This window comes from Maricaulis sp. MIT060901 (assembly GCF_047123815.1).
Taxonomy (GTDB): Bacteria; Pseudomonadota; Alphaproteobacteria; order Caulobacterales; family Maricaulaceae; genus Maricaulis.
Genome location: NZ_CP138920.1, coordinates 2,110,957 through 2,126,795, shown reverse-complemented (window position 1 = coordinate 2,126,795; position 15,839 = coordinate 2,110,957). Strand labels below are relative to the sequence as shown.

Annotated in this window: 10 protein-coding genes and 1 pseudogene; 6 read left to right on the top strand and 5 right to left on the bottom strand. The window is 61.0% G+C overall.

Annotated features, from left to right (window positions below):
* The first annotated feature begins 87 nt into the window (after positions 1-87).
* Positions 88-906, top strand: coding sequence for a LytR/AlgR family response regulator transcription factor (locus SIC17_RS10430; RefSeq protein ID WP_291891512.1), 819 nt, complete (start codon positions 88-90; stop codon positions 904-906).
* On the opposite strand, the gene SIC17_RS10425 is transcribed toward SIC17_RS10430, so the two are convergent.
* Together SIC17_RS10425 and SIC17_RS10420 are read right to left on the bottom strand one after the other, a co-directional pair.
* On the bottom strand, positions 903-1,757 hold the full coding sequence (locus tag SIC17_RS10425; protein ID WP_291891511.1) for a penicillin-binding transpeptidase domain-containing protein: 855 nt from the start codon (positions 1,755-1,757) through the stop codon (positions 903-905). The two genes, SIC17_RS10430 and SIC17_RS10425, sit on opposite strands and share 4 nt — an antisense overlap.
* Before the next feature lie 103 nt (positions 1,758-1,860).
* Positions 1,861-2,610 (bottom strand): sulfite exporter TauE/SafE family protein, encoded by a 750-nt coding sequence (locus tag SIC17_RS10420; protein WP_412545314.1) that lies wholly within the window; start codon positions 2,608-2,610, stop codon positions 1,861-1,863.
* A 169-nt stretch (positions 2,611-2,779) separates the two neighbouring features.
* Between SIC17_RS10420 and moaA the strand changes: the two genes are divergently transcribed.
* From moaA to SIC17_RS10405, 3 genes and pseudogenes are all read left to right on the top strand, one after another.
* Positions 2,780-3,793 (top strand): GTP 3',8-cyclase MoaA, encoded by a 1,014-nt coding sequence (gene moaA / locus SIC17_RS10415; protein ID WP_412545313.1) that lies wholly within the window; start codon positions 2,780-2,782, stop codon positions 3,791-3,793.
* Positions 3,794-4,038: 245 nt separating this feature from the next.
* Positions 4,039-6,055: pseudogene (locus SIC17_RS10410) on the top strand (glycoside hydrolase family 97 protein).
* Between the two features lie 2 nt (positions 6,056-6,057).
* Complete coding sequence (locus SIC17_RS10405; protein WP_412545312.1) at positions 6,058-7,005, top strand: alpha/beta hydrolase; 948 nt, start codon at positions 6,058-6,060, stop codon at positions 7,003-7,005.
* A gap of 28 nt (positions 7,006-7,033) precedes the next feature.
* Here SIC17_RS10405 and SIC17_RS10400 read toward each other — a convergent pair whose 3' ends face one another.
* A complete protein-coding gene (locus SIC17_RS10400; RefSeq protein WP_412545311.1) occupies positions 7,034-9,379 on the bottom strand; it encodes an alpha-amylase family glycosyl hydrolase in 2,346 nt (781 codons plus the stop codon).
* Between the two features lie 146 nt (positions 9,380-9,525).
* Positions 9,526-11,121, bottom strand: a complete 1,596-nt coding sequence (locus tag SIC17_RS10395) for an alpha-glucosidase family protein (RefSeq protein WP_412545310.1) — start codon at positions 11,119-11,121, stop codon at positions 9,526-9,528.
* Positions 11,122-11,286: 165 nt separating this feature from the next.
* On the opposite strand from SIC17_RS10395, the gene SIC17_RS10390 reads away from it, so the two are divergent.
* Together SIC17_RS10390 and SIC17_RS10385 are read left to right on the top strand one after the other, a co-directional pair.
* Positions 11,287-12,729, top strand: a complete 1,443-nt coding sequence (locus tag SIC17_RS10390; RefSeq protein WP_412545309.1) for an MFS transporter — start codon at positions 11,287-11,289, stop codon at positions 12,727-12,729.
* Positions 12,722-14,242 carry a tryptophan halogenase family protein gene (locus tag SIC17_RS10385; protein ID WP_412545308.1) on the top strand — a complete coding sequence of 507 codons (1,521 nt, stop codon included), beginning with the start codon at positions 12,722-12,724 and terminating at the stop codon, positions 14,240-14,242. Before SIC17_RS10390 ends, SIC17_RS10385 begins: the two co-directional genes overlap by 8 nt.
* Here the strand turns inward: SIC17_RS10385 and SIC17_RS10380 are convergent.
* The gene (locus tag SIC17_RS10380) at positions 14,239-15,747 is read right to left on the bottom strand and encodes a tryptophan halogenase family protein (RefSeq protein WP_412546923.1); all 1,509 of its coding nucleotides are present in this window, start codon (positions 15,745-15,747) and stop codon (positions 14,239-14,241) included. The two genes, SIC17_RS10385 and SIC17_RS10380, sit on opposite strands and share 4 nt — an antisense overlap.
* Positions 15,748-15,839: the final 92 nt, after the last annotated feature.

Genomic DNA, 15,839 nt, shown 5'->3' with positions numbered 1-15,839 from the left:
AAGTTCTGTAGGGTGGGGATCTCTCGGAATGGATGTCGAAAGGCAGGGCGCCAGGAAATTGGCGCCACCATTGTTGAGGACTAAAAAATGCGAATGGTCGCTTACGAATCGAGCATCTCTCAGGCCGAACACCTGCGTGATGCGCTGATCGGTTTCCCGCGGGTTCGATCTGTCGAATGTTATCGCTCAGGTCGGGCCTTAGTAACAGCCTGCAAGGAATTAAACCCGGATGTCCTTTTCCTGGACGCCGATGGTTTCGAGTTTGAACGCATCACGCGCGAATTGAACGAAGTCGGCATGTACCCGTTGGTCGTTTTGTGCAGCAATCTTCCTGAGATGGCAGCACCTGCGTTTGATATGGGCGCTTCCGATTTTATCCTGCGGCCGGTTAATCCAGTGCGATTGGAAGAAACAGTTCGACGATTGGACACGCAACTTCGCGAACGCGAAGCGGCCGCTCGAATTGAAGTTATGACAGAGACGATTGAAGCGCTCCGGCAATCTCGTACACCCGGCGCGACCTCACCAAACTTCAAGGATTTCTGGATCAAGCAGCGCAACGAGATCATCCGGGTACCGCAATCCGAGATCATCTGGATCGAAGCGGCACGGGGCTATGTGTACTTCCATCTTCAGCATCGCCAGTTGCTGCACCGCATTTCCATGCGTGAACTTGAGGAGACGCTCGATCCATCGGCCTTCCTGCGAATTCACCGCTCCGGCATCATCAATACACGTGCCCTCGTGAAGACGCTCAGCGACAAGCACGGTGTTTATGCGGTGGAGCTCAACAATGGATCGAAGGTTCGGATCGGTCGTAAATACCGCCCGGCATTGACCGAGTTCATGGTGGGGTTTTCACCCGCAGCTAACGAGTCACGGGCGCAGCCAACAGTGGCTGCCTAGTTCGGCAGATAGCCGGCATCCGTCAACAACTCCACGGCAAAGGCCCGTCGGAAATCGCGGATGTCGGCGTAGTCGTCCGAACTCGCATAGAGGGCGAAAACCACACCCGCCCCCTCGCCTGCATCAACATAGCCGACATACCAGCCCTCCCAGGCGCCATCCTGCGTGGAGCCGGCCCCTGTCTTGCCGCGCAGGCCGGACGTTGCAAACGCCTCATCCAGGCTGATCGTAGCGAGACGCTGCAGAGCTGAATCGGCTACCTCGATCATGCCGGTATGCAAATCCTGCAGAAAGCGCACCTGCTCCCAGGGCGAGATCTGTAATCCGCCGCCAAGCCAGAATGCATCATCACCCGCATTCAACTGGGCATTGCCGTAATTCCAGTCTGCCAGGACGGACTGATAACGGCCGCCGCCCACACACTGCGCGAGCTGCCGGTAATACCACACGACCGAATTGCGAAAGGCTGATTCCAGGTCATGTTCGCCGTGCCACGCCGTTGGCCAGAAATCGGCAGCTGGCCAGCGCTCCGCATCCCAGACCAGCACCTGTTCCGGATCGAGGCATTCAGCCGTCTCCAGGCCGATCAATGTGTTGGGAATTTTGAAGGTCGACCAGGGTGCATGGCGTTCATAGATACGCGACCCTTCCAGAACCAGTTTGCGGCCGGTCTGGAGGTCCAGTGCAATGAAATCGACCCGCTCGGCTGTGATAAGCCCGTCATAGGCGGCACGCGGCACCGTGATCATGTCAGACATGACGGTTGGCTGGTCCTGACTGCAACCACCAACGAAACCGGCAAACCAGAACGCCGCCCCCAACAGGGCGGGCCGCTGCACCCACTCACGCATGAACCGTCCCTCGCAATACACGCCGCGTGCGATCTTGCGCCGGACTGTGGTCAAAGAATGGCGAGGCGGGCGCTGACGCGCCGGTCAGCGATGGGTCGCTACTCTACCCGGCGGCACGAAACAGCAGACGAACCGCGACCACCAGAATCAGAAGGCCGGTGGCCTGTCTCACCCGATTGGCCGGCAGGATGTGGATACCCAAGTGATTGCCGATCCAGCCGCCCAGGACCACGGACGGGACGAGCCAGACGAGATGGTCGATCACCGGCTGCATCGCAATTCCCGGTTTGCTGAACTGCCCCGCCAGTCCGGCCAGCGAGTTGAGCAGGATGAACAGGCTGGATGCGGCCGCGATCTGCTTTTCCTCGCCCCAGCGCATCATGTAGAGCAATGGTGCCAGGAATATCCCGCCACCTATTCCGACCAGCCCGGCCAGAAGCCCGGTAGCGCCGCCGGCCAGATACAGCGCCCAGCCCGCAGCGCCCGTGCTCGAAACACCCGCAAGCCTTGGTGGTCGAACGAGCAATACTAGGGCGGACAATACGAGCGCTCCCGACAACAAGTAGAGGAAAGCATCTTCGGACAGCTGCATACGTCCACCCAGCCAGGCCAGCGGTATCGAGACCGCAAGCGCGGGGGCCAGCCGCTGCACCGAAAGCAGGCCGGCTCGCCCATAACGCCAGCAGCTGCCGGCGACGACGGCGATATTGCAAATCAGCGAAATGATCGGGATCAGGGCATAATCGACGCCCGTGGCTGCCAGGATCGCGGTGTAAGTCGAGCCACCACCAAATCCGACCGAGGCGTAAAGCGTGGCTGTCGCCAGAAAGAAAACCGCGAGAAGCAAGGGCATCAGCTCCTTGTTGCCGCACAGAAAACGCCTTGACCAGCCCGCTGCGACAACAAGGCGCGATTGCTTGCACCACACGGGTCTTCACGTCTGGCTGATCAACGGCGCTGCATATTCGCATTTGCCGTAAAGCTGACCTAAATACGAAACAGATGCCAAAGCAGGACCAAGCGTGGATACCCAGTCGAAATCCCTGACCCGGTCGCCCCTGATCGACGCCTTCGGGCGCCAGATCACCTATCTGCGCCTGTCGGTCACGGATCGCTGCGACCTGCGTTGCCATTACTGCATGGATGAGCAACCGGAGTTTTTGCCCAAGAAGGATCTGCTCAGCTATGAGGAGCTGGCGGCGATCTGTGACAGTTTCATCGCCCGCGGCGTCAGCAAGATCCGCATTACCGGTGGCGAACCGCTGGTGCGACGCGATGTCATCACCCTGATCGAGGCACTCGGCCAGCGGCTGGGCAAATCAGCCCTTAGCGAAATCGCGCTGACCACCAATGGCACCCTGCTGGAACGATATGCCGACCAGCTCGCCGCCGCTGGCGTAAAACGCATCAATGTTTCGCTGGACACGCTGGATGAGGTGATGTTCCGCCGGCTGACACGCAATGGCCGGCTCGCGGACGTGTTGCGTGGAATTGATGCGGCCCGTAAGGCCGGTCTGCACGTCAAGATCAATGCTGTCGCCCTGAAGGGAGAGAATGAGCACCAGATCGCCGATCTCATGAGCTGGGCGCACGGGCGCAAGATGGATATGAGCCTGATCGAGGTCATGCCGGTCGGCGAGGTCGAGACTCGCAGGTCCGACCAGTTCCTCTCCCTCGCCATCGTCCGAAGCCGGTTGGAAGAGCAATTCACCCTGCAGGACATCCCGCTCGATACGGGTGGTCCCTCGCGCTATGTAAAGGTCGCTGAAACCGGTGGGCGCCTCGGCTTCATTTCCCCGCTCAGTCATAATTTCTGCGCCAGCTGCAACCGGGTCCGGGTGACGTGTACGGGTACGCTGTTCATGTGTCTGGGCAAGGAAAACTCCGTTGATCTTAGGGCGGCGTTACGCAATGGCGGCGCTGCGGCGCTGAACGCGCAGCTGGATGCGGCAATGCAGGACAAGCCGGAGCGTCACGACTTTGATGTGAATGCCGGACCGGCGGTAAGCCGCTCCATGGCCCGGACCGGTGGCTAGCGGCCTCACCTTGCGCGAAACCAAGCACCGGGGCGGCGCGGAAAATCTCGTTCGGAGATTCGAATAGCCGCAAGGCTAAACCAGCCATAACGGACCGGCTAAGATCAGCTGACCCGTTCGTTTATCAGAGCTGTTTGCATTATTATCCCTTGCTACAGTATCAAATGTGCGTTTTTGTTTGCATGTTTTTGCACAGAGGTAAGCACAACATGCCACGCCGCCCGCTAATCCTGTCAATCGCCTTCATGCTGCTTGCGGCCGCGGTGGGGACCACGTCAAATGCCCACGCACAGGACGCGCCTGCCCGCATCACCTCTCCCGATGGCCGCATCGCCTTCACGGTCTGGAGCGAACAGGGCGCACCGCGATATGCCGTGGCCCTGGACAATGAGACGGTTGTGCGCGCCTCCCGGCTCGGCTTTCGATTTGCTGAAGGCGCCCCGCTTGAAACCGGTCTCGCCCTGACCGGCACACAAACCGGCAGCCATGACGATACCTGGGAACAGCCCTGGGGCGAGCGGCGCCTGGTCCGCGACCACCACAACGAGCTCGTTGCCAGTTTCCGCTACGCCGGCAATCCGGAGCGCGGCTTCGATCTGCGCATCCGCGTCTTCGATAGCGGCGTCGGCTTTCGATATGAGGTTATGGGCGACGCTCCGCATGCGATCATCGACGAGATGACCCGTTTCAATCTACCCGAGCAATCCACCGCCTGGTGGGTGCCGGCTGCGGGCTGGAACCGGTATGAATACATCTACGAGGAAACATCCCTGAGCGAGGTGGATCGCGCCCATTCACCCTTTACAGCCCGCCTGCCGGATGACGGCCCGTGGGTCGCCATTCATGAAGCGGCCCTGCACGATTATTCCGGATTCTATCTGGACCAGCAGCGCGGCGGCATTCTGGACGTCAAGCTGGCCCCGGGACCCGATGGCATCGCCGTTCACGCCGACGCGAATTTCACGACTCCCTGGCGCACCATCCAGATCGCTGATGCGGCCGTGGGACTGATCAACTCCGACATCATCCTCAATCTGAACGAACCCAATGTGCTTGGCGATGTCAGCTGGGTGGAGCCGGGAAAATATGTCGGCATCTGGTGGGGCATGCATATCAATACGCAGACCTGGGGCTCTGGCCCGAACCACGGCGCGACCAATGAAAACACGCGCGAGATGATCGAGTTTGCCGCCGAAAACGGCTTTGACGGCATCCTGGTGGAAGGCTGGAACCTCGGCTGGGATGGCGACTGGTTCAATCGCCAGGAGACCTTTTCCTTTACCGAGGCCTATCCGGATTTTGATATCGAAGCCCTGTCTGCCTATGCGCGCGAGCGCGGCGTCCGTCTGGTTGGTCACCACGAGACCTCCGGCGATCTGACCAATTACGAGAACCAGATGGAGGCCGGCTTTGCCCTCTATGAACGCCTTGGCATCTCACAGGTCAAAACGGGTTACGTCGCTGATGCCGGCGACCTGGTGCGCTATGAAGCAGACGGCACACCGCGCTATGAATGGCATTACGGGCAATATGCGGTGAACCACCATCTGCGGGTGCTCCAGGCCGCCGCTGAACACCGGATCTCGATCAATGCACACGAACCGGTCAAGGACACCGGCATTCGCCGCACCTATCCGAACTGGATTTCGCGCGAGGGCGCGCGCGGCCAGGAATACAACGCCTGGGGTGTTCCGCCGAACCCGCCGGAACATGTCCCCACTCTCGCATTCACCCGGCTGCTGTCGGGCCCGATGGATTTCACGCCCGGTATCTTTGATCTGATGCCGCGCGGTGAAGATGCACCAAGCCGGGTGCAGACCACGCTCGCCCAGCAATTGGCGCACTATGTCACCATCTACAGCCCCATCCAGATGGCGGCGGACCTGCCGGATAACTACCTGGCCCGCCCGGACGCTTTCCAGTTCATCCGCGATGTGCCGACGGACTGGGAAACCTCCATCGCGCTGGAAGGAGAACCGGGCCAGCATATCGTCTTTGCGCGCCAGGAACGGGGCGGCGCGGACTGGTATGTCGGCGCAGCAAATGGCGGCGCGGCACGCCATGTCGGGCTTGGCCTGGACTTCCTGGAAGACGGACGCACCTATACCCGCGCAGCTCTACCTCGATCACCCCGACGCACACTGGGAACACAACCCCTATGCCATGATGATCCGGGAGATGCAGGTCACCTCGACCGACGAGATCGAGTTCACCCTGGTCCCGGGCGGAGGAGCAGCCATCCGCTTCGTGGCGGAGAACTGATCATGCGCCGAACGACCGCGTTCCTCGCTGCGGGCACGCTGGCCGCCTGCTCACCATCGCAAAGCAGCACATCAGATCCTGCCCCCGTATCGCCGAGCCATATCATCAGCGTGGAGAACTTCCCGGCCAAACATGTGCTCGACCGGAACCTCTCCATTTATCTGCCGCCGGGATATGCTGAGAGTGACCGGCACTACCCGGTGATCTATGCCCAGGACGGCCAGAACCTGTTCGAGCCCGGTTTCAGTTATGCCGGAGATGCCTGGGAAGTGGATGAGGCGATGGACAGGCTGATCGGTGAAGGCCGGATCGAACCAGCCATCGTGGTCGGCATCTGGAACTCGCCCCAGCGTCGCCGGGACTATGCCCCGCAGTCCATCGTCGAGGCTCTTCCTGCTCCGGAACGCGCGCTCGTTTTCGAGACCACCGATGCGACCCCGCTCGCCGACGCCTATACCGACTTCATCGTCCTCGAACTCAAGCCGTATATCGACGCAACCTTTCGCACCCGCCCCGATGCGACCTCGACCAGCCTGATGGGATCAAGCATGGGCGGGCTGATCTCGCTCTACACGCTCAGCCGCCACCCGGATGATTTCGGCCAGTTTGCCGCGCTGTCTACGCATTGGCCAATCCGCGTCTCCGGGACGCTGGTCGGGGACGAGGCGGCACGCTGGCAGGACATGCTAATTCCGTACTGGCGGACCTTCATCCGGCAGGCACCGTTTGATCCCTCTCGCCATCGCATCTGGATGGATCACGGCAGCATCAATCTGGATGCGCTGTATGCGCCCTACCAGGAGGCAATCGATCCCGTGATGCAGGTGCACGGCTTTGTCGAGAACGAGCAGTTTGTCTCACGCGTCTATCCGGGAGCCGACCATAATGAGGCCGCCTGGCAGGCGCGGATTGACGAAGTTCTGATCTTCCTGCTCGGCGAGGAGGGGTGAAACTCCTCCCCATACACAACAGCGCCCGCTAGCGCCGCACCCAGATCTGCAAGGTGCCTGCCTGCGCTGCAACCGCTTCACGGCCACCGGACAGCGCCCCGCCAACACCATTTTCCTGGTCAATCACCTCACCATCGGCGATGCGGACCCAGTTTCCCTCCGGCAATTCAACAGGGATTTGCGCGTCGCTCGCTCCGACATTGGCGGCCACCAGCACACTGTCGCCCATCGTATAGGCGAGCAGGTGACCGTCATCCGGCGTGAACCAGCGAACGTGGCCATCACGGTGCTCTGCGATCCGGAAGACCTCGCCCTCGTCAGAGAGGCGGAAATGGATCAGACCGCGCCACCAGTCCAGCATGCCGGCGTAATCCGCTGGCGCCTCATCGGCAGTCGCGCCGATATTCTCCCAGACAAACTGGTTGGGTGTGCGGACATTGAACGTGTCCTCGCGTCCCTTCAGATGGATGTTGCGATAATCCGTCTCGACATGCTGTTCGTGCAGGGGGGCGATACCCTTGGAGCGCATGAATTCGGATCCGCCATGGATGACCACCGGACCGAGCGAGGTAAACAGCAGGCCTGCCGCGATGCGGTAGTGCGGCTCGTTCACGCCATTGCGACCATCCCAGTCACTGAGCGCAAACCGGTCCGCCAGCGTCCAGTTGTCATGGATGTCCATGTAGTTGAGGCCCTGATTGGGCGAGACCGGCTCGTCGTCAAAGGAATTGGCGATCGCGGTCATGACGCGTTCGCGCAGCTCTGCATTGCCGCCTGACCAACCCAGATCGGTCGCCGGATTCTCCAGCACGAAGGGCGAACCAACAAAGGCGTCACGCGCATTGTCCTGGAAGAAGGTGATCGGCGCATCTTCCTTGTACCAGTCCCAGTCCGGCATTTCGCGGATCCAGGGGTCGTTCACATCAATCCACGGCTCGCCATAGATGATGACATCCTCACCGAGCTCGCGGCGCAGGGCGTAAAGCGTCTGCTCGTCGATCTGGCCCGCGAGGTCGATGCGGAAACCGTCAATGCCGAACTCCTCGATCAGCTGGCGGCACTGGTCGATCAGCCAGCGCTGGACCATCGGGCGGTCCTCGGTCTTCACCTCGTTGCCGAACGTGCCGATATGCACGCCATCCTCGTTCAGCCGGTAATAGTAGAACCGGTCGAGACCCGAGAAGTTCAGCGGTGTGTCGCGATCCTCCATGCTCTCGCCGGTATGGTTGGGCACCATATCGATGATCACGGCGATGCCACGGTCGTGGAAGGCCTGGACCAGATCGCGGAACTGGTCACGCTGGGCGCCCCAGTCCGTTCCCGTCTGGCGATAACGGCTCTCGATGGCAAAGGCATGCGTGGTACGATAGCCCCACTGATAATCCTCGTGCGCAATGCCCAGCTCCTGCAGGATCGGCACATCGCCATGCCCCGCCGCCCACTCCTCGGTCGGGTAGTGGATGAATTCCTGCACCGGCAGCAGGTGCACCGTGTTGATGCCCAGATTGACCAGGTGATCAAAGCCGATCGGCTCTCCACGCGAATTGGTCAGGCCCGGGGTGGCAAAGGCTGGGATGGAACTGCCCAGCTCGTCGGCCACCGGTAGGAGATCGGTGAAATCCTGCACGTGCACCTCATAGGAGACCACGTCCTGCATGGGCGGACGGCCATTGACCAGCGGCGTCGCCGGGATGGTGGCGCGCCACACACGGCTCTTGCCGAACCCGTCGACATTCACCCGGGCATAAGGGTCTGAAATGTGCACCGGCTCGGTCCCGTAGAACTGGTTGCCCGGATCGTTCGGCCCATGCACCGTGAAGTCATAGTAGACACCGTGCAGATCACCCTCGAACTGTGCCTCGAAGACGCCGTTCGCGTCGCGCTGCATCCAGACGGCCTCGGTGGCCTGCTCCGGCCCATCTTCCGGACCTTCGTAGAGATAGATCCGGATCCGGTCCGCGCGCGGCGCAAAAATGCGGAAGTCGGTGGCCGAACCGTCGGCAGCGATATTCGCGCCCAGCGGCTTGTCGGAATAGAGCGTGCGGAACCAGCCATCAAAACGCGCCCGGGCGCGAAGCCCCATCTCCAGCTGTTCGACGAAATAGACCCGCGCCGGTCCCAGCGCTTCACTGGAGAAGATCAGGGCGCCGGACGCGTCCGTGGGGAGCACGGTTGAAATCGGCAAGACATTGCCCTCGCCATCGCTTAACCGGTAATCGGCCGGATCTGTCGAGCGGGCGGCATCACCCCGGAACATGACCCGGATGGAGCCATCGGAATTGATCTCGGCCCGCATGCGTGCCGGGTCAGGCGCGACAGTTTCCGCGACTCCGTTTTCGGTGTTTTGCGACACAGGCTCGACAGTCTGACCCACCGGTTCTTGCGAGCAAGAAGCCAATGCAAGTGCAAGAAATGCTGTCGATCCGAACAGGGCTGCGCGCATAAACCTCTCCCTTGGTTTTGCGAGTTTTTGCAATCATGCCTCGCAAGCCGGGAAGCGGCAAATGAAATCTTCCGACCTCAGGCCGGGAGACCCAGCCAGAAGCCGTGCCCCCGCAATCGCAACCGGCTCCCATCGCAAACCGCGGGAAGAGTAATATCGCTCATTCCGTACCAGCGTCCCGGCAGTTCAATTTCGCTCTCCGCGTCGCCGAAATTGAACACACACATCACGCGCTCATCACCGGACACGCGCTCGAAACACAGCACATTCTCACCGGCATCAACAAAGCGGATTTCACCGGTTTGCAATGCGGCGGACGCCTTTCGGTTCTTCAGCAGCGCCCGGGTGACTTCCAGCGTCGAGCCGTCAATACCCGCCTGGGCCTCGACAGACAGGTCGACATGACGCGCATCCACCGGCAGCCAGGGCTCTAGCCCGGCGAAGCCAGCCCAGGGCGCCTCACGCGTCCACGGCATGGGCGTGCGCGCACCATCACGGCCCAGCGTGTGCGGCCAGTTCTTGATCGCCTCAGGATCGACCAGGCGCTCATAGGGCACATCCGCCTGGCACAAACCCAGCTCCTCGCCCTGATAAAGACAGACCGAGCCATAAAGACTGAGCAGCAGCGCATTGAGCATTTGCGCATAGGCCGGCGACGCATCCGCCCCGCCCCAGCGTGTCGGCGCCCGCACGGCGTCATGATTGGAGAACACCTGGGTCGGCCAACCGCTTGGATGCCGTACCAGCTGATCCTCGATCGCCTCGCGGATCAGCGCCGGCGTCAGCGGCCCCTTGAACAGGAAGGAGAAATTATAGGCCGTCTGCAGGGAACGCTCGGGGTCAGCATAGGTCACGGCCTGGGCCAGCGGATCCTCGCCCCCGATCTCCCCCACCGCAAACCGTCCCGGATATTCGTCCAGCACGGCGCGCAACTCGCGCATGAACTCTGCCGTATCGGGCAGGCCGACCGTGTGCACCATGCTCTGCATGTCGCCGGGCTTTTTGGCATCGGGATTTTCCCGCGCCGGATTATCGCGCATCTGCGGATCGTGCAGGCAATGCGAAATCGCATCCAGACGCACACCATCAACACCGCGATCCAGCCAGAAGCGCAGCGTGTCACAGATCTCGGCGCGCACCTCGGGATTCCACAGATTCAGGTCCGGCTGCTGGGGCAGGAAGTTGTGCATGTAGTACTGGCCGCGACGCGCATCCCAGGTCCAGGCCGGACCAAAGAAGAAACTCTGCCAGTTATTGGGCGGAGAGCCGTCCGGCCGGGCATCGGCCCAGACATACCAGTCCGCCTTGTCACTCCCTCCATCGCGGCGGCTTTCCCCAAACCAGGCATGCTGGTCGGAGGTGTGCGAATAGATCTGGTCGATCAGGACCTTGACGCCCAGACGATGCGCCTTCTCGATGATCGCATCAAAATCCGCGAGCGATCCGAAAAGAGGATCGACATCGCGATAGTCGGACACGTCATACCCGAAATCCGCCATCGGCGAGGTGAAGAAGGGTGAAATCCAGATCCCGTCCACCCCAAGATCCGCGATGTATTCGAGCTTGTCGTGAATACCCTTCAGATCACCCACACCATTGCCCGTCGTATCCAGATAGGACCGCGGATAGATCTGGTAAATGACGGCACCCCGCCACCAATCCTGCTCGGACATGACCCTCTCCTTCACCACAACCGCAGTCTATTTTGCGGAATCTTCCAAAACGGACTCTGTCGAATTTAGCAAACAATACAGTGAAAACCCGTGACGCGCAGCAATCATTCTGCCATTGTTTTTGCATAAATGTGTCAAAAGACACGCCGGGAGGGGAGAACCACCATGCTCGAGATGCAGAAACGGCTGTCGAAGCCCTTTTTTGCGCTGATGACATTGCCTGCGACGGCGATGGGGTTTGCCCTGTCGATCCAGATCGCGGCCCTGAGCGCCATTCTCCGCTCCAAATACGACCTCAACCTCGAGGAAATCGGACTTGTCTGGGCCGCCGGCCCGATTGCCGGCATTCTCGGCCAGCCGATTATCGGCATGATTTCCGACAAGGTCTGGTTCTGGGGCGGCAGACGCCGCCCGTTTATTCTCATCGGCGGGGTGATGACAGCCCTCGCCCTGATTGCCCTGCCCAATATCGGCCTGATCTCCAGCGCGCTCGGCCTGACCGAGATCGTCGGCGTGGCCCTGGCGGTTGCCCTGGTCATGGATCTGTCGATCAATGTCAGCTTCAACCCGACCCGTGCGGTGATTTCCGACCTCACCCCGGAAGGCGAGCTGCGGACGCGCGGCTATACCTGGATGCAGACGGTGTCGGGCACGTTCGGCATGCTGGCCTATGCCATCGGCGCGACCCTGGGCAATGAAACCCTGATCTATATCGGCGCCGGACTCGTCCTGCTCTTCACACTCATCCCGGCCATGCTGATGGAAGAACCGCGCGAACTGGGAAGCGAAGAGGAAAACGAGCAGAAAGGCGGTTTCGATCTCCGCTTGATCGCCATCGGCACGCTGCCGCTGTGGGGCATTTTCGCCTACGACATCTACGCGCTCGTTGAACGCGCCTTTTCCATCGAACGCTCCGGCCATGTCATCGAATGGGCCTGCGCAGCGGCCACTGCCATTTTGATGATCTGGGTGCTGTTCCTGAAAAAGCCGAGCGCCGGGGCCGGCAAGAACGACCTCACCGAATTCCAGAAGATCATGGCCGCCCACTCCTTCTCCTGGGTTGGCGTACAGACCATGTTCGTCTTCTATTACCCGTATCTGGAACACGTCATGCCCGATGCGGGCAGCGCGAGCTGGGGCAGCATCACCAATTTCTCATTCCTGATCCTCAACGGGGTCGCAGCCGCCCTTCCGGCCTTCGTGCTGAACCCGCTGGCGAGGAAGATGCCGCGCGTGCGCCTGCAGGCCGCCTGCCTGGCAGTCATGTCGATGGGATATGGGATCGCCTATTTTGCCGGGACCTCACCGCTCGCGCTCTACTTGATCATGGCCATTCTCGGCGTCGGCTGGGCCGCAATCGTCTCCCTGCCCTTTGCCATCATGTCCCAGCGCATCAATGCCACGCGGATGGGGCTGTTCATGGGCATTTTCAACCTGTCCGTTGTCCTGCCCCAGCTACTGGTCTCGATGGGCATCGGCCTGCTGCTGCAGCGGGTCGAGGACAAATCCCTGCTCTTCGCCATCGCGGCGGCATCCCTTGCCCTGTCCGCGCTTCTCTGGCTTCGTGTAAAACCCCTCCCGAAGAGTGAAAAGGGCGAAAATGTCTGAGGCCTTGCGCAAGATCGTCATTGTCGGCGGCGGCTCTGCCGGATGGATGGCCGCTGCCGCACTATCGAATGCCACGCGCGGTGGCTGCGAGATCGTGCTGGTGGAGTCCGAGGACATCCCCACCGTGGGTGTCGGCGAGGCGACCATCCCGCACATCAAGCGCTTCAATGCCTCACTGGGCATCGACGAGGCGACCTTTGTGCGCGAGACCCAGGGCTCGTTCAAACTGGGCATCGAGTTTGTAGACTGGCGGAAGGAACAACACAGCTATTTCCACCCGTTCGGACATTTCGGCGCCGACTTCGACACGCTGCCGCTCTACCAGTACTGGTTCAAGGCGTTTGCCGAGGGCAAGGCGGAGGAATTGCAGGAATATTCCATGTGCTGGGGCATGGCGAAACAGGGCCGGTTTGCCCAGCCCTCGAACAATCCGCGCCAGATCCAGTCGACCTTTGACTATGCCTATCATTTTGACGCCGGGCTCTATGCGCACTTTCTGCGGCGCCTGTCCGAAAGCAAGGGCGTCAGGCGTATCGAAGGCCGCGTCACCGATGTCGCCCTGCGCAATGAGGACGGCTTTATCGAGTCCATCACCCTGGCTGATGGACAGGTCATTGATGGCGATTTTTTTGTCGATTGCACCGGCTTCCGCGGCCTGCTGATCGAAGGCGCCCTGGAAACCGGATATGAGGACTGGACACACTGGCTGCCCTGCGACCGGGCCGTCGCCGTGCCCTGCGAACGCAGCGGCCCCGAAGGTTTCACCCCCTATACCCGCTCGACCGCGCGCGAGGCCGGATGGCAATGGCGCATCCCCCTGCAGCATCGCACCGGCAATGGCTATGTGCATTGCAGCCAGTTTGTCGACGACCAGACGGCGACCGACACGCTGATGAACAACCTGGACGGCGAGGCGCTCGCGGACCCGCGTTTGCTGCGCTTTACCACCGGTCGCCGGAAGAAATTCTGGAACAGGAACTGCGTGGCGATCGGCCTGTCTGCCGGCTTCCTGGAGCCGCTGGAATCCACTTCGCTGCATCTTATCCAGATCGGCATCATGCGCTTCCTGGCGCTGTTCCCGGGCCGCGATGCGAGCCCACTTTCCGCCGAGGAATACAACCGGCTGACCATCGAGGAATACGAGAGCATCCGGGATTTCCTGATCCTGCACTACTGCCTGAACGATCGGCAGGACGGGGAATTGTGGCGCTATTGCCGGGAGATGCAGATCCCCGACACGCTGGCGTACAAGATCGAGCAATTCCAGCGCAATGGTCGCCTGGTTGCGCGCCAGATCGAGCTCTTCACCAACCCCAGCTGGCTGGCTGTTTTCCTGGGACAGGGCCCGACACCGGATCGATATGACAGCCTGGTCGATATCCGCGGCGTCGACGGCCCGCGCTATTTGTCTGGCATCAAGCGCGCCATCGACGAAGCGTCCGGCGCAATGCTGTCGCACCAGGAATTCGTAGACCGGCACTGCAAGGCCCACGACCTGCTGGCCAGCACCTAGCCTGCAGGCGCAGGACAGTTTGAGCGAACAAAGTCCTCATGCGACGGCAACTGCCCGGCCGCAGACGTGACGATCCGCCGTATATCCCCCAGGAACCCCTCGAGCCGCTCAGAAGACATGTCGTCTGCCACCGGGTGATAGGCTTGCGGCGTGATACCCTGGCCCAGCATGACCTGGAGCCAGCTTGAATCCGTGAATAGGTCTTCCTGCTCGTGATAGAGCCGTCCGCTCTCGCGGAAGAGCGCCATTTTGCGCACCAGCGTGTCCGGCACGTCCATTTCACGGCAATCGATCCAGAAGGGTGAATCCGTGCGCTCGTTGAGGTGATAGTGCAGGATGATGAAGTCACGGATCTTCTCGTATTCCAGCCCCATCTGGCGATTATACTCATCCGCCAGCGCCTCACCTCCCGCGCCGGCCGGGAAGAGCGGAACCAGGCGACTGATCCCGGACTGGATAAGATGGATGGAGGTGGATTCCAGCGGCTCCAGGAAGCCGCTTGCCAGGCCCAGCGCGACGACATTGCGATTCCAGAACTTCTTCCGGCGACCTGTTGTGAAACGGATCAGTCGCGGATCAGACAGGGGCTCGCCTTCCAGATTGGCCAGCAGGGTCTCGCGAGCCGCATCCTCGTCGGTATAGGCGCTGGAAAAGACATGACCATTGCCGGTGCGATGCTGCAGGGGAATGCGCCACTGCCAGCCAGCATCATGGGCGATCGACTGGGTATAGGGGCGGATCGGCCCAGCATTCTCACTCGGCACGGCAAACGCGCGGTCGCATTTCAGCCAGTGCGTCCAGTCCTCATATCCGGTTTCCAGGGCGCCTTCGATCAACAGGCCACGAAAGCCGGAGCAATCAATGAAGAAATCCGCCTCAACTTTCTGCCCACTCTCAAGCTCGACACTGCGCACCTCACCGCTCTCGCTGTCCTGGTGAACATCAACAATCCGGCCCTCGATCCGCGTCACGCCACGCTGTTCGGCATAGTTGCGCAGGAACTGGCCATAGAGCGCCGCGTCAAAGTGATAGGCGTAGGCGATTCCGTTGAGCGGCGACGAGCCCAGCTTTTCCAATGGCGCAAACCGCCCCTGGCGGGCGGCCTCGGTGTTCACGCAGTAGTCCCACAGGTCCAGCTCATTGCCCTCTGCACGACTGCGCAGCCAATAATGGTGGAAATGCGTGGAGTTCACATTCAGCCCGATGGAACCAAAATTATGCAGATAGGCGTGGCCTTTCTGGCGCCAGTTCTGGAACTCGATGCCCAGCTTGAACGAACCCTGGGTCCGGGCCACGAATTTCCGCTCGTCCAGTTCCAGCGCCCGGTTGAGATGCTTGATCTGGGGGATCGTTGCCTCGCCCACACCGACTATGCCGATTTGATCAGACTCGACGAGCGAGATCTCCAGCCCCTCGCCCAGGAATTTGGACAGTGCAGCAGCGGCCATCCAGCCAGCCGTACCGCCGCCGACCACCAGAAGACGCTTGATCCGTGAGTTTTCCATGCGCGGCCCCTCAAATCCCGGTTCAGAGTTTTTCACGCGTCCGGCCCGGGGATCAAGCCGCTGCGACGCCCATAAAAAAGCCCCCGCCGAAC

Excerpts from the sequence above, each read along its gene's own strand:
- SIC17_RS10430 (WP_291891512.1), top strand. The coding sequence starts at position 88 with ATGCGAATGGTCGCTTACGAATCGAGCATCTCTCAGGCCGAACACCTG.
- SIC17_RS10380 (WP_412546923.1), bottom strand. The coding sequence starts at position 15,747 with ATGGAAAACTCACGGATCAAGCGTCTTCTGGTGGTCGGCGGCGGTACG.
- SIC17_RS10420 (WP_412545314.1), bottom strand. The coding sequence starts at position 2,610 with ATGCCCTTGCTTCTCGCGGTTTTCTTTCTGGCGACAGCCACGCTTTAC.
- SIC17_RS10385 (WP_412545308.1), top strand. The coding sequence starts at position 12,722 with ATGTCTGAGGCCTTGCGCAAGATCGTCATTGTCGGCGGCGGCTCTGCC.
- SIC17_RS10395 (WP_412545310.1), bottom strand. The coding sequence starts at position 11,121 with ATGTCCGAGCAGGATTGGTGGCGGGGTGCCGTCATTTACCAGATCTAT.
- SIC17_RS10390 (WP_412545309.1), top strand. The coding sequence starts at position 11,287 with ATGCTCGAGATGCAGAAACGGCTGTCGAAGCCCTTTTTTGCGCTGATG.
- SIC17_RS10425 (WP_291891511.1), bottom strand. The coding sequence starts at position 1,757 with ATGCGTGAGTGGGTGCAGCGGCCCGCCCTGTTGGGGGCGGCGTTCTGG.
- SIC17_RS10405 (WP_412545312.1), top strand. The coding sequence starts at position 6,058 with ATGCGCCGAACGACCGCGTTCCTCGCTGCGGGCACGCTGGCCGCCTGC.